Annotated in this window: 13 protein-coding genes and 2 pseudogenes; 2 read left to right on the forward strand and 13 right to left on the reverse strand. The window is 74.3% G+C overall.

Going from position 1 to position 13,781, the window contains the following annotated elements; genetic code table 11:
- The 3 genes from MNZ29_RS21065 to MNZ29_RS21075 form a co-directional block, all read right to left on the reverse strand.
- A partial coding sequence (locus MNZ29_RS21065) for an AAA family ATPase (protein ID WP_242356602.1) occupies positions 1-745 on the reverse strand: 745 nt, incomplete at its 3' end.
- On the reverse strand, positions 742-1,887 hold the full coding sequence (locus tag MNZ29_RS21070) for an exonuclease SbcCD subunit D (protein WP_242356604.1): 1,146 nt from the start codon (positions 1,885-1,887) through the stop codon (positions 742-744). The genes MNZ29_RS21070 and MNZ29_RS21065, both read right to left, overlap by 4 nt.
- 206 nt (positions 1,888-2,093) lie before the next feature.
- On the reverse strand, positions 2,094-2,633 hold the full coding sequence (locus MNZ29_RS21075) for a peroxiredoxin (RefSeq protein WP_242341396.1): 540 nt from the start codon (positions 2,631-2,633) through the stop codon (positions 2,094-2,096).
- Positions 2,634-2,742: 109 nt separating this feature from the next.
- Here MNZ29_RS21075 and MNZ29_RS21080 point away from each other — a divergent pair, with 109 nt between their 5' ends.
- On the forward strand, positions 2,743-3,663 hold the full coding sequence (locus tag MNZ29_RS21080) for a LysR substrate-binding domain-containing protein (protein ID WP_242341397.1): 921 nt from the start codon (positions 2,743-2,745) through the stop codon (positions 3,661-3,663).
- 64 nt (positions 3,664-3,727) lie between these two features.
- Here the strand turns inward: MNZ29_RS21080 and MNZ29_RS21085 are convergent, their stop codons facing one another.
- Positions 3,728-4,621: an NAD(P)H-binding protein gene (locus MNZ29_RS21085; RefSeq protein WP_242341398.1), complete on the reverse strand. Its 894-nt coding sequence runs from the start codon at positions 4,619-4,621 to the stop codon at positions 3,728-3,730.
- Between the two features lie 335 nt (positions 4,622-4,956).
- Here MNZ29_RS21085 and MNZ29_RS21090 point away from each other — a divergent pair, with 335 nt between their 5' ends.
- Positions 4,957-5,445 (forward strand): hypothetical protein, encoded by a 489-nt coding sequence (locus MNZ29_RS21090; RefSeq protein WP_242341399.1) that lies wholly within the window; start codon positions 4,957-4,959, stop codon positions 5,443-5,445.
- Between the two features lie 93 nt (positions 5,446-5,538).
- On the opposite strand, the pseudogene MNZ29_RS21095 reads toward MNZ29_RS21090, so the two are convergent.
- The 9 genes and pseudogenes from MNZ29_RS21095 to MNZ29_RS21135 all read right to left on the reverse strand — a co-directional run.
- Positions 5,539-6,794, reverse strand: a pseudogene (locus MNZ29_RS21095) (HNH endonuclease).
- Between the two features lie 678 nt (positions 6,795-7,472).
- Entirely contained in the window at positions 7,473-7,889 is a 417-nt protein-coding gene (locus MNZ29_RS21100) for a (deoxy)nucleoside triphosphate pyrophosphohydrolase (RefSeq protein ID WP_242341283.1), read from the reverse strand.
- The gene (locus tag MNZ29_RS21105; RefSeq protein ID WP_242341284.1) at positions 7,886-8,983 is read right to left on the reverse strand and encodes a PQQ-binding-like beta-propeller repeat protein; all 1,098 of its coding nucleotides are present in this window, start codon (positions 8,981-8,983) and stop codon (positions 7,886-7,888) included. Before MNZ29_RS21105 ends, MNZ29_RS21100 begins: the two co-directional genes overlap by 4 nt.
- On the reverse strand, positions 8,984-9,712 hold the full coding sequence (locus tag MNZ29_RS21110) for a tol-pal system YbgF family protein (RefSeq protein ID WP_242341285.1): 729 nt from the start codon (positions 9,710-9,712) through the stop codon (positions 8,984-8,986).
- A gap of 98 nt (positions 9,713-9,810) precedes the next feature.
- Positions 9,811-11,226 (reverse strand): ribosome biogenesis GTPase Der, encoded by a 1,416-nt coding sequence (gene der, locus MNZ29_RS21115; protein WP_242341286.1) that lies wholly within the window; start codon positions 11,224-11,226, stop codon positions 9,811-9,813.
- The gene (era, locus tag MNZ29_RS21120) at positions 11,223-12,155 is read right to left on the reverse strand and encodes a GTPase Era (RefSeq protein ID WP_242341287.1); all 933 of its coding nucleotides are present in this window, start codon (positions 12,153-12,155) and stop codon (positions 11,223-11,225) included. Before era ends, der begins: the two co-directional genes overlap by 4 nt.
- 68 nt (positions 12,156-12,223) lie before the next feature.
- Positions 12,224-12,730: a peptidylprolyl isomerase gene (locus tag MNZ29_RS21125; RefSeq protein WP_242341288.1), complete on the reverse strand. Its 507-nt coding sequence runs from the start codon at positions 12,728-12,730 to the stop codon at positions 12,224-12,226.
- A 51-nt stretch (positions 12,731-12,781) separates the two neighbouring features.
- On the reverse strand, positions 12,782-13,462 hold the full coding sequence (locus MNZ29_RS21130) for a peptidylprolyl isomerase (protein WP_242341289.1): 681 nt from the start codon (positions 13,460-13,462) through the stop codon (positions 12,782-12,784).
- Positions 13,463-13,538: 76 nt separating this feature from the next.
- Positions 13,539-13,781: pseudogene (locus MNZ29_RS21135) on the reverse strand (ribonuclease III); the annotation flags it as partial.

The raw sequence follows: 13,781 nt of genomic DNA on the forward strand, positions 1-13,781 counted from the left end.
CGAGCGCCGCGGTGTCCTCGGCGGCCCGGCGCGCGGCGACCTCGCGCGCCTCCGCGAGCTGGCGCTCGAGCTCCTCCCGCCCGTCGGAGAGCGCGCCGGGCGCGGCCCCGCCGAGCGCCTCCTCGCGCCGCTCCGCGAGCCGCCGCGCCTCCGCCTCGAACTCGTTCTTCTTGCGGACGAGCAGCTCCTCGACGTCCTTGTAGACGCCGGTCCCGAAGAGCTGCTGCAGGAGCTCCTCCCGCTCCCGGGCGTCCGCGCAGAGGAGCCGCTTGAAGTCGCCCTGCGGCAGCAGCACGACGCGCGTGAACTGCTCCGCGCCCATGCCGAGGAGCTCCGTCACCTTCTCGGTCACGGTGGTCGGCTTCGTCGCGAGCGGCGCGTCGGCGCCCTCGCGCCACAGGCTCGCGGTGGGCGCCTCCTCGAGGGTCCCCTCCCCCCGCTTCTTCGGCCGCTGCCAGGCCGCGGTGCGCTCCGCGCGGTACACCACCTCGCCCAGCCGGAAGCGAAAGACCACCTTCGGCGCGGCGCCCTCCGGGGCGCGGTCGGCGCGGAGCCGACCGGTGCCGCGCGTCCCCGGCACCTCGCCGTACAGCGCGAAGGTCATGGCGTCGAAGAGCGTGGTCTTCCCGGCGCCGGTCGGCCCGTGGATGAGGAAGAGATCGGCGCCGCCGAGCGCGCCGAAGTCCACCTTCTGCGCCCGGGCGTAAGGCCCGAACGCCTGGAGCTCGAGGGTGAGCGGTCTCACGCCGCCCGCTCCCGGCGCACGACCTCCGCGAGCGCGCCCGCGAAGATCTCCCGGTGCTCCGGGCCGGGCGTCGCGCCCGCCACCGTCTCGAAGAACGCCTCGAACAGGCGGAGGTCGTCGCCCCCGGCGCCGTCCACCCGCGCCGCGAACGTCCCCTCCCCGCCGCCCGCGAGGTCCTCGCGGAGGACGTTCAGCACGTGGGCGAAGCGCGCCTGGAGCCGGTGCTTCGCGTCGAAGACGTACCCCTCGTCGCGGAGCGTCACCTCGACGAGCGCGCGCTCGAACGCGGCGAGCTCCGGACGGCGCAAAAGCTCGTCGAGCGTGCCCGAGAGCCGCACCACCTCGCGCCGGGCGCCGAGCGGGACGAGCTCGACCCGCGCCGCGCCCCGCTCGACCTCGGCCAGGACGACGCCCTTCGCGTGCCCCGCCTCGCCGAAGGAGTACTTGAGGAGCGAGCCGGAGTAGCGGACCGCGGGCGCGACCTCCTGCGGCGCGTGCAGGTGTCCGAGCGCGACGTAGTCGAACCCGCCGAGCGACGCGGCGGGCACGCAGCCGGATCCGCCCACCGCGAGCGGGCGCTCGCTGTCCGGGGTCTCGGAGGCGCCCTGGACGAAGGCGTGCGCGACGAGCACCGTCGGGAGCACGCGCGTCGCCGCGTCGGCCCGCACGCGCGCCAGCACGCGCTCGGTCGCGGCCGCATGGCCACGCAGCTCGTCGTCCCCCTCGGCGCCGCGCACGACCTCGGGATCGAGGTAGGGCACCGGGTAGAGGAACCCCTTGCCCGCGAGCTCCACCGGCTCCGCCGCGCGCGAGATCGCCCCGCGCAGGTGGACGCCGCGAGCCTCGAGGAGCCGCGCGCCGAACGCGAGCCGCTCGGCCGAGTCGTGGTTCCCGGCGATGGCGACGAGCGGCACGCCCAGCGCCGCCACGCGGTTCAGGAGGTCGTCGAGGAGCGAGACCGCCTCCGCCGACGGCACCGCCCGGTCGAAGACGTCGCCCGCCACGACCAGCGCGTCCGGTCGCGCGTCGCGGAGGAGCTCGCAGAGCCGATCGAGCGCCCAGGCCTGGTCCTCGAGCAGCGACTCCTCGTGGAGCGCGCGGCCCAGATGCCAGTCGGAGGTGTGCAGGATCCGGAGCGCCACACCGCCAGCGTACACGCCGGGCTGACATCGGGGCTCCAGCGTGGCTCGTCGCGGCGAAGCGCCGGGCTCCGGCCGCAGCGGCGGAGGTCACCGCGACGCCCCGGCGCTGCGGCCTGGAGGGCGCTCCGCCCTGGAGCACCCCCGTCGGGCTCAGGCGGGCAGCGCGGACGCGTCCGGGAGCGCCCCGCGGAGCCGCCCGAGCGCGCTCACCGCGCCACCTCCAGCGTGGGCTCGCCCTTCCTCCAGTTGCAGGGGGTGAGCTCGTCGGTCTTTAGCGCGTCGAGGACGCGGAGCGTCTCCTCCACGTTCCGCCCCACCGACAGGTCGTTCACCGACACGTGCCGGATGACGCCCGCCGGGTCGACGATGAACGTCGCCCGGAGCGGGACGCCGTCCGGGTGCAGGATCCCGAGCGCCGTCGAGAGCTCGCGCTTCGTGTCGGCGACCATCGGGAACGGCAGGTCCTTCAGCTCCGGGTGGCCGTTCCGCCAGGCGAGGTGGACGTAGTGCGTGTCGGTGGAGACGCCGAGCACCTGCGCCTCGCGCTCGCGGAAGTCGCGATCGCGCCGGCCGAACTCGGCGATCTCGGTCGGGCACACGAAGGTGAAGTCCATGGGCCAGAAGAACACCACCCGCCAGCGCCCGCGGTGGCTCTCGGGCGTGACGTCCTGGAACTCCTCGCCGGCGGCGCGGCTCACGACGGCCTTGAGGCGGTACTCGGGGAAGCGGTCACCCACGGTCAGCATTCGATCATCTCCTTCGGGGCGGCGGGATCGCCGCGTCGCAGGCAGAAGGTGCCGCCGGAGCGCTGATTTTCCCAATACATCCTTTCGACCACTTCGTTAGGCTCTGCCTATGACTCCGCTCCCGCCCCACGCCTTCACCCTGCGCCAGCTCCAGTACGCCCTGGCCGTCGCCGAGACGCTGAGCTTCCGGCGGGCCGCGGAGCGCTGCCGGGTCGCGCAGCCGTCGCTCTCGACCCAGATCGCCCAGCTCGAGTCGGCCCTCGGCGTGCGGCTGTTCGAGCGTGATCGCCGGCGCGTGCTGGTCACGGCCGCCGGCGAGGCGCTCCTCGCCCGCGCGCGGCGCGTGCTCGTCGACGCGGACGACCTCGCCGGCGCCGCGCGCGCCGCGGGCGATCCGCTCGCCGGGCCGCTGCGGCTGGGGGTCATCCCGACCATCTCGCCCTACCTCCTGCCCCGGGTCGCCCCCGCGCTCCGGGCTGCCTACCCGCGGCTCGTCCTCACCTGGGTCGAGGACAAGACGGACGAGCTCGTGCGCCGGCTCGAGGCGGGCGCGCTCGACGCCGCGCTCCTCGCGCTCGAGGCGGAGCTCGGCGACGTCGAGCACGCGGACATCGCCCGGGATCCGTTCGTGCTCGCGACGGCCCGCGACCACCCGCTCGGCGCGCGAGCGGCGCCCGCCACCGCGGCGGAGCTGCGCGGCGCCGACGTGCTGCTCCTCGACGACGGGCACTGCCTTCGCGCGCAGGCGCTCGACGTCTGCGCGCGGGCTCGCGCCCACGAGCTGGAGTTCCGGGCGACGAGCCTGCCCACCCTGGTGCAGATGGTGGCGGGCGGCGCGGGCGTGACGCTGCTCCCCGAGCTGTCGCTCGCGGCCGAGACCCGTCGCGGCGACCTCCGGCTCCGCCCGTTCGCGGCGCCCGCGCCGCACCGGACGATCACGCTCGCGTGGCGCCGCCGGTCGCCGCTCGCCCCCGCGCTCCAGCGGCTCGCGCGGACGATCCGCGGCGCCTACCCGAAGGCCGCTCGCTGAGACTCCGGCCCAGGCTCGCCGGCGAAGGGCGCCCTCGGCGAGGCCATGGCGGCCGCCGCCGAGCTCACCCCGCGCGAAGCTCGCGCGCGAACACCTCGCGCGCCCACGCCTCGATGGAGGTGGGCGTCGTCGTCGCCGGCGATCGCGGCTCGTCGGACGCGATGCGCCCGTCGTTGAGGGCGCGCGCCAGCTCCACGTACAGCGCGGCGACCTCCTCGGACAGCCCGGCCTGCACCAGGCCCGCGTGCGCGTCGGCGTAGGAGAGCTGGACGTAGGCGAGGTCCGGCTTGCCGATCGCGGCGCCGAGCGCGCGCGCGACCTCGACCGGCGTCACGTCCCGCTCGCCGTGCAGCTCCTGGATCTCCCGGCCTCGCCAGTCGAGCGCGAGGAGCCGCCGGGCGGCCACCTCTCCCACGTCGGCCGCGGCGATCTGCGCCATGCGCAGCTCGGGGGCGAGCGCGCCGGCGTAGAACCCGGCGGACCGCACGACGCCGATGGCGCTGAGGTGGTTCTCGAAGAAGTAGCCCGGGCGCAGCGCGAGCACGCTCAGGCCCGGGACGCGCCCGAGGCGCTCCTCGAGCGTGTGCAGCCCGGCCACGGGGCCGGTCCCGCTCGCGAGCTGCGCGCCCAGGCTGGAGAGCGCCACGGCGTAGGGAACGCGCGCCGCCTCCAGGCCGTCGGCGAGGATGCCCGCGACCCGATCCTGCCAGGCACGCGCGCCCGGACCGAGGTACGGCGGAAGCTGCACGAACGCCGCGCCCGCGCCGTCGAGCGCGCGCCGGACGAGCTCGGGATCCTCGACGCTGCCGACCAGCTGCTCCGCGTCCGCGTGCGCGGCGAGCGCCGCGGCGCTCCGCGCGACCACGCGGAGGGGTCGCCTCGCCTCCGCGAGCCGGCGCGCCACGGGGCTGCCGACGTGGCCGGTGGCCCCGAGGACGACGTACACCTTCTCGGCCATGCCGCGCTCCTCCCCGGGTGACATGCGACCCCGCGCCCGGCCGGGCGCGAACCGTTTGGAGTCCAACGGTGCGCGTGAGGGGCGGGCTACCGCCCGAGCGCACGCCCACGCTCGGCACCCCCCGGGTCGTGGTACCCTCCGGGCCGATGACGCGCCCCCTCGTGCTCGGCACCCTGGCCGTCGCGCTGTCCCTCCCCGCCTGCCGCGACCGCACGCCGGCCGCGGAGGCGGGCGCTCCCCCGCCAGCGGCTGCGGCGCCCGCGAGTCCGAGCGCGGACGTGCCCAGCCCGGCCGCCCCGGTCGTTCCCGTCGTTGCCCCGGAGGGCACAGGGGCCGTGCTCCCCGCCCCCGTCGCGCAGGGCGGCGCCCCTCCGGCGGAGGGCGTCCCCGCCCCCGCGCCTGCCTCCCCTGCGACGAGCCTCGTCCGCGAGGCGGTCGCCAACGACCCGACCGGCCCGATCCCCCTCTCTCGCGAGGAGGAGACGGTGGTCGATCCCGCCACCACGTTCCGGCTCGTGCTCGCGGCGGAGCTCCCGGAGGCGCGGCTCGTCCTGCTCGACGGCGCCGACGCGATCGTGCCCTCGAGCGGCACGCGCGAGGTCGGCGCGTCCTCCGCGTTCACGCTCACGCCGTCGGCGCCGCTCGTCCCCGGCTCGCGCTACCAGCTGCGTCTCGACGGCGCGCGCTCGCGCGAGATCCACGACGCCGCGGGCCGCGCGTACGCGCCGCTGAGCCTCGGCGTGCTGGTCGCGGGCGAGCCGCCGAAGCCCGAGCCGAAGCCGAAGGCGAAGCCCGCCTCGCGAAAGCGGCGCAGCCGCCGCTGACAGCGTTGAGCGTCACGGGCGTACGTGGGTCGTGGGCGGCGAGCCGTCGCTCCGGCCGCATGCGAATCCCCGGTCAGCCGGAGGTTCGGCAACCTAGCGGGCCGCCGCAGCATCACGGCGCCCACGTCCCAGATGCATGACGGTAGACAGAGGCGCCACGCCCGGTTGCTCGAATGGCGTCGGCCCGTCACCCGAGTCGCGGCGGAAGCGATCCATGTGCTCGCGCCCGAAAGTTCTCTCTGCGTGAAGCAGGTTGTGCGCTCGACAGGCGAGCCGAAGATTGTCGATCGTGGACGGCCCCCCGAGGGCGGCGGGTTGGAGGTGGTCGAGCTCGAGCTTCCAGCGGCTGTTGCAGCGGCAGCCGTCCGGACCGACCCAGGCGCAGCGCCCGCCGTCGCGCGTCCACACCGCGCGGCGCACTATCGCCGGGATCGTGGTCCTCGCCGCCGGTGGCTTCGCCGCGACCCGCTTCTCGCCCTCGGTCGAGCCTTCCTCGGAGCCCTCCTTCGCGCGCTCCTTCGAACCTTCCTTCGCGTCCTTCGTCTTCCGCTCCGGCGCGACAGCGCCCTTGCGCTTGCCGTGCTTCTCGATGGCGCAGCGGATCGCCTCGTGGAGCACCGCCGCGAGGTCGCCGTCCGGAACCTTGTGCACAGGAGTGACAGGAGCGTCTCGAGGTCCTCCTTGCAGGCGCGGTCGAGGGTGACCCGGAGCGACCAGTGCGTCTCCGAGACGGCGAGCGTCACGGCCCTTCGCTTCGGCTGCGCGACGGTGGGCGGGAGCGCAGGCCGCGAGTCGGCGATGGGGTCCGGGCCGAGGGTCGGCTCAGCAGGGCCGGCCAGTGGCGCCGCCTCGGCCCCTGCATCGGACGCCGGGAGCGGTAGCGTTGCGCTCGCCGCGGCGGGCGCGCGCTCGGTCAGCTTGCGGAGGCCAGCGCGCGGAGCGGTGCGGGCCTGGACGGAGGCGACGAGGTGCTCGACCTCGGCCCGGGTCCGGAAGGCGGCGCGAGTGAGGAGATCGTCCACGTTCTCCTCGGTGAGCACCTGGCCGAGGAGCGCCAGGGTGGACAGGCAAAGACGCCCATCCCGCAGCGGAGCTTCCAGTGTCGGAAAGCGGCGCAGCACCCGCATCGCCTGGATGCGCCGCCCGGCGGCGCCCTCGCGCAGGTGGAGCGCCTCAAGGCAATAGGCCCACAGGGACGCATGGCCGGCCTCGACGAAGGCGCGGCGCCGATCGAACTCGTCGAGGTGCAGGAGGAAGTCGACCTGGACGTTTCGTTCCTCTCCGGCGAGCTCGCGCAGGCGCAGGGCGAGGACGTTCGACTCGAGAGAAGCGGGGGCGAGCGCGGACATGGGATGCACCTCCAGTACACCCTTCGTAACACGCGAATTCCGGAGCTCCGGAGACGCTCCAGGCCCGCTCTTGCGCGGCGTTCTCCGCTGCGCCCTCGTCGGAGCCTCAAACCGATCGGCGCGCGCTTCACGCGCAAAGTGTGTGCGCGAGAGCGGCCCTCACGCGCCGCCCGTTTGCCCGAGCGCGATCGAGGCGAGAAGGCGTCAATGGGCAATGTTTCACCCACCGCAACAGGGACGCTTCGTTTCTTCGCGCGAGGGAAGCCGCGACGTCGGGGAGCACTACCGCTGGCGATAGCTGTCACGCATTGTGAACACTGGCGCGACGCTCCGGCCCATGTGGCGGGGCGAGCGCGAACGCGTGTTGCTGCACGGACCCGCGCGAAGAAACGCTGCGACGCCGGCCCGACACGACGAGACGTTCGCCTGCTCTACCGCCTCCCCCGCGTTCATCGGGTCGCGCCCGGAGCGCGTGCGCAGATCCCGTCGATGCCCGAATCCGCCCTGCGCACCGAAACCGCGGTCGAAACACCCACCGCTCGCCCGGCGAGTACCTGCACTTGTGATGAATGATGAGCCGCCGCAGGCAGCCAGCGTGTGCCGCAGCAGGGAAACGCCCGAGCGGGCAGCGCTATCGGGGCACGCGGAGCGCGCCGGCCACCGCCCGGAGGCAAGCGCTCACTCGCGATCGGCGGGCTCGTCCGAGGCGAGGCGCTCGAGCTCGGCGAGCACCGCCCGATCCGCCTCGAGGAAGTCGTAGCTCTCGAGCGTGCCCGGGCGTGCCCAGGCGATCTCGGCCACGCCGAGCGGGCGCGGCTCGACCCCGGGCTCGAGCGCGCAGCGGTAGAAGGCGAGCTCGACCTCGAGCTCCGGGTAGGCGTGAGCGTGGCGGAGGAGGAGCGGCCCCACCGCGGCGTCGCAGCCGAGCTCCTCGACGAGCTCCCGGCGCAGCGCCGCGGGCTCGTCCTCGCCCGGCTCGACCTTGCCGCCCGGGAACTCCCACTGCCCCCGCGCGCCCGCACGGTCGGGGCGCCTCGTGACGAGCAGCAGCTCCGCGCGCCGGACGACGGCCGCGACGACGCGGATGCGCCTCACGGCAGGTCGAGCGCGTAGAGCTCGCCGCGGTTCGACAGGACGTACACGCGCCGGTCCACGACGGCGGGGGTCCCCGAGATCCCGCTCCCCGGGTCGAGCACGCGCATGAGCCGTCCGCTCGACGCCTCGAGCCAGCGGAGCCCGCCGGTGGTGGCGGGGACGAGCACCCAGGCACCCGCGACGACCGGCTCGCCCGAAGGCACGCCGCGGCCGAGCGGAGACGACCAGAGCACCGTGCCGTCCTTGGCCGAGAGCGCGTACACGCCGGCGGTCGCGACCGCGACGAGCGTCCCGCCCGGCGCGAGCGCGAGCTTCACCGCCCCGGGCGCCTCGAAGGTCCAGCGCGTCTCGCCGGAGGCCGCGTCGAGCGCGAGCACCGCGCCGGAGTAGGCGGCGGCGTACACGCGATCCCCCTCCGCCACCAGGCCGTCGACGTCGAGCTCGTCGCCGGCGGGCGCGATCATCCGCTCCCAGCGCGCCGTGCCCGTCGCCGGATCGAGCGCCGCCACGAAGCCGTCGGAGTACGCCGCGTAGACCGTGCCTCCGCGCACCTGCACCGGCGCGGCGCCGCGGATGGTGAAGCCCGGGCGCGGCTCGCGCCGGTGATGCCACTTCCAGGCGCCGGTCTTCGCGTCGAGCGCGAAGACGGTGTCCTGCAGGCTCGCCACGTAGAGCGTGCCGCCGACGACGGCCGGGCGGGTCCCGAGCTCCTCCTTCGCGTCGTAGCGCCAGCGCTCCTTGCCCGTCGCGAGCGCGACCGCGTAGAGCCGCCCGTCGCTCGAGCCGGCGTAGACGGTGCCGCCGTCGATCGCCGGTGGGCCCGAGAAGCCGCCCTCCGTCTTGAGCTCCCAGGCGACCCTCCCGTCGTCGCGGATCGCGTGGAGCCAGCCGTCGCGGGTCCCGAACACTACGATCCCGCTCGCGGGATCGACGGCGAGGCCGCCGGGCTCGCGCGGCTTCCACTCGAGCGCCTGCGGCGTGACCACCGACCGCTGCCAGGCGAACCGGTAGAGCTCCCGCGGCGCGGGGGGCAGCCCGCTCCTCATGCCGGGAGCCGTCGCGGCGAGCGCGAGCGCGAGGGCGAGCGCCGTCATCTACTTGCCGCCGAGCTTGCCGAGCCGCTGCGACGCCTCGGGCGCGAGGGGCGACTCCTTGTGCTGCTCGGGGAACGCGGCCAGCACCTGGCGCGCCTCGTCCGTCTTGCCGGCGGTGGCGAGCACGCGGGCGCGGTCGAGATCGGCGCGATCGGCGAACGCCGGCGCCTCCTTCGCCATCCGCGCGAACCCTTCGGCCGCCGCGGCGAGGTCACCCTTCCCCTCGGCCGCGAGCGCGAGCCCCTCGAGCGCGCCGAACCGGAGCGAATCGTCCTTGTCGGCGGTCTCGAGATACCGCTGGTAGGCCGCCCTGGCGGGCTCCCACTCGCGAAGGCGCAGGTGCGCGTCCCCCTTCGCGAGCGCCGCGAGCGCCGCGGCGCTGCCGCCGTGCTGCGCGAGCACCTGGTCCGCCGCGCCGACGATGGCGCGCTGGTGCGCCTCCTCCGTCGGGAAGAACGGCCCCGGCTGGCCGGGGAGCGGCACCGCCGACACCGTCCCGCCGACCGTCTCGAGCATCTGCGAGACCGCAGCGCCGGAGGCCTCGGACCGGTGCGACTGCACGACGAGCACGACCACCGCGAGGAGCACGAGCACGACGGCCCCGCCGCCGAGCAGGACGGCCTGCCGCTTCCGGGCCGCGACCCAGCCGGCGGCCTGCTCCGCCGCGTGCTGGAACTTGTCCGGCTCCTTCATGTCCTTGCGGGTGATGACGCTGGGCTTCGACGACATGGCACCTCTCGGGGGCGCAACGCGCGAGATTCCTGAAGAAAACCGGGCCAATCTAGAGGGCCGGGGCAGAGGCCGTCAAGCGAAAGCCGGACGGCCGCTCACCCGCGCCGCTTCGGCGGCGGGCGGCTGCGGCGCTTCCGCTCCCGGAAGACGAGCCGCATCGGCACCTCCAGCCCGAAGGCGGCGCGGAAGCGGTTCTCCACGAAGCGGCGGTACGGCTCGCCGATCGCCTCCGGCCGGTTGCACTGCATCACGAAGGTGGGCGGCGCGTAGGCGACCTGGGCGACGTAGTACAGCTTCACCGGGTGGCCCTTCGCGAGGGGAGCGGGGTGCTCCTCCTGGATCGTCTCGAGCAGCTCGTTCAGGGCCGGGGTCGGGAAGCGGGCGCGGTACTGCTCGACGAGCCGCGCGGCGCGCTCGAGCACGCGGGTGACGCCGCGCCCTTCCTTCGCCGAGACGAACAGCATCGGCGCGAACGAGACGAACGGCAGCCGCTTGTACAGCTCCTTGCGGTACCAGTCCTGCGTCGCGCCCTCGCGCTCCGCGACGTCCCACTTGTTCACCACGATGAGGAGCGCCTTCGACTTCTCGGAGATGAGCCCCAGCAGGCGCGCGTCCTGCTCCACGCCGGCCTCCGTCGCGTCGAGCAGGCAGGCGACCACCTCCGCCCGGTCGATGGCCTTCATCGAGCGCACGACGGAGTACGCCTCCACGCTCTGGGCGATGGCGCTCTTGCGCCGGATCCCGGCGGTGTCGGTGACGACGAAGCGCTGGCCGCGGTGCTCGACGAGGGAGTCGATCGCGTCGCGCGTCGTCCCGGGGACGTCGGAGACGACGAAGCGCTCCATCCCGAGGAGCGCGTTCACGAACGTGCTCTTGCCGACGTTCGGGCGGCCCACGATGGCGAGGCGGATGTCGCCCTTCGGCCGGTCGTCCTCGCTGACCTCCTCCGGCTCCTCGGCGTCCTCGGGGGCCGGCGGGGCCTCCGGGAGCGCGAGCTTCGCGACGATCGCGTCGACCAGCTCCCCCACCCCGCGGCCGTGCTCGGCCGAGACGGTGTGCACGTCCCCGAAGCCCAGCCGGAAGAACTCCGCGAGCGGGATCTCCTCCTCGGTGCGGGCGGTGTCCACCTTGTTCACCGCCACGAATAGCGGCTTGCCCGCGCGGCGCAGCAGGTCGGCGACGGCGGAGTCCACCGGCGAGAGCCCCTCGCGCCCGTCGACGACGAGCACCACCGCGGCGGCCTCCTCGACCGCGAGCTGGGCCTGCCGGCGGACCTGCGCCATGAGCCGGTCGGACGACTCCGGCTCGAACCCGCCGGTGTCCACGACCGACAGCGCCCGGCCCTCGAAGGTGAAGTCGGCGTAGTTCCGGTCGCGGGTGACGCCCGGCACGTCCTGGACGATCGCGGCGCGGCGGCCGGCGATCCGGTTGAAGAGCGTGGACTTGCCCACGTTGGGGCGGCCGACGAGCGCGACGAGCGCGCGCGGCGCGGGGACGGTGGGCGCGCTCACAGGCCGAGCCTCTTCAGCGCGGTGGCGCGCTCGCTCCAGCGCTCCTCCACCTTGACGGTCAGCCCCAGGAAGACCTTGCAGCCGAGGAGCCGCTCGAGGTTCTCCCGCGCGCGGGTCCCGATCTTCTTCAGCATCGCGCCGCCCTTGCCGATCACGATCGCCTTCTGCGACTCGCGCTCGACGAGGATCACCCCCGAGATGCGGACGAGCCCGCCGTCGTCGCGGCGCTCGGCCTCGTCGAATTCCTCGATGTCCACCGCGACCGAGTACGGGATCTCCTGGCGCGTCTGGAGCATCACCTGCTCGCGCACGTACTCCGCGGCGAGGGCGCGCTCCGCCTGATCGGTGAGCTGGTCGGGCGGGAAGAGCGGCGCCTCCGACTCGGGCAGGTGCTTCCCGAGCACCTCGAGCAGCGTGTCCACGTTCTCGCCGGTGAGCCCGGAGAACGGGACGATGTCGGTCCACGCGTGGAGGCCCTTGTACGCGTCGATGACGGGCAGGAGCGTCGCGCGCGGCGCCCGGTCCATCTTGGAGATCCCCAGGATGGCGGGCTTCCGCCGCCGGGCGACCTCCTCGATCGCCCAGCGCGTCGACTCGCCGACCTCCACCCGGCCGTCGGGCCCCGTGCCCGCCTCGACGAGCATCAGCACCGCGTCGACCTCGTCGAGCGTGGTGAGCGCGACCTCGACCATCCGCCGGTTGAGCGGCCCCTTCGCGCGGTGCAGGCCGGGCGTGTCGAAGAAGGCGATCTGGGCGCCCTTCGCGTTCCAGATCCCGAGGATGCGGGTGCGGGTCGTCTGCGGGCGCGGCGTGACGATCGCGACGTGCTCGCCGAGCACGCGGTTCAGGAGGGTGGACTTGCCGACGTTCGGCCGCCCGACGATGGCGACGAACCCGGCGCGGAACGGGGGCTGCTTCTTGCTGGTCATGAGGTGATCGCGCCCGCCGGCGGCACGACGGCCACCGGCGGGCGCCTGGGTTTCCTTGCGGCGGAGCCTTACGGCTGCGCGCCGCGGGTGATGGTGACCTTCTCGAGCTTTACCTTCGCGTTGCCGGTGCGGGCGATCTTGGGCACGAGCTCCTCGCCGCGCACCACCTCGCCGAAGATCGTGTGCCCCTTGTCGAGCCAGGGGGTCGCGATCTCCGTGATGAAGAACTGCGAGCCGTTGGTGTTCGGGCCGGCGTTGGCCATCGCGAGGAGGCCGCCCTTCGTGAACCGGTTGTCCGGGCCGATCTCGTCCCCGAACTTGTAGCCGGGCCCGCCCGTGCCGGTCCCCAGCGGATCGCCGCCCTGGATCATGAACTCGGGGATCACGCGGTGGAACACCGTGCCGTCGTACAGCGGCTTCTTCTGCTTCTGGCCGGTGCGCGGGTCCGTCCACTCCTTCGTCCCCTCGGCGAGGCCGACGAAGTTCTCGACGGTCTTCGGCGCCTTCTCCGGCAGGAGCTTCACGACGATCTCGCCGAGAGAAGTCTGAAACGTCGCGTAGAGCTGCTCAGCCATGTCCGTCCTCCCGTCCTCCCCGGCGCGGTTCGACCGCCCGGGCGACGCCGCTCACTTGCAGGTGGGCGCCTTGTTCGTGATGGTGACCTTCACGAGCTTCGTCTGGCCGTTCCCGGCCCGCGCGATCGGCGCCACGAGCTCACAGCCGCACACTCCCTCGCCGATGTGCACGTACCCGCACACGCCCCCCGGGGCGTTGCACGGCTTGGGATCGAGCCAGGGGGTCGCCACCTCGGTGATGAAGAACTGCGAGCCGTTCGTGTTGGGGCCGCTGTTCGCCATCGCGAGCTGGCACCCCTTCGCGAAGGGCTTCGCCGGCGGCTTCTCGAGCTCGTCCTCGAAGCGGTACCCGGGATCGCCCGAGCCGAACGGCCGGCCGTTCGGCGCCGCCGTCGCGCCGAGCGCCGCGCCGCGAGAGAGCGGATCGCCGCCCTGGATCATGAAGCTCGGGATGACGCGGTGGAACAGGGTGCCGTCGTAGAGCGGCTCGGTCACTCTCCGTCCCGTCGTCGGATCCGTCCAGGTCTTCTTGCCCTGGGCGAGCTCCACGAAGTTCTCGACGGCCTTCGGCGCCTTCCGCGGGAGCAGCTTCACGCCGATCGTTCCGCGCGAGGTCTCGAAGACGGCGTACTGGTCCTTGCCCTGTCCGCCGGCGGCGGGGGTCGCTGCGCGCGCCGCGGGCGCGGCGAGGGCAGCCGCGAGCGCGGCGAGGAGCACGGTGGGTCTCGTCATATGCGCGGGATGCTAGCCACCGGCCGGGGTGCGGGCAAATGGAAAGAAGGAAAGAAGGCTCGGGCGGGAAGCGAGTTCACTTCTCGCGACGCGTCCCCTTGCGGGCCTTCTTCTTCTTCGGCGCCCTGGGGGCGCTGCGCTTCGCGCGCGGCTTCACCGGCTTCGTGCGCGCCCGCTTCGCGGGTGCCGGCTCGCTCGGCGGCTCGGCGCCGGGGCCGGGCGACGGCGTCGCCGCGGCGGGCGCGAGCTCAGGCGCAGGCGCGGGTGGGGCCTCGCCCTGCTCGCGCTCGGGCTGCGGCGCCGGGGCGGGAGCCGGCTC

Origin of the sequence: Anaeromyxobacter sp. SG64, from assembly GCF_022690745.1 — a bacterium.
GTDB lineage: Bacteria > Myxococcota > Myxococcia > Myxococcales > Anaeromyxobacteraceae > Anaeromyxobacter > Anaeromyxobacter soli.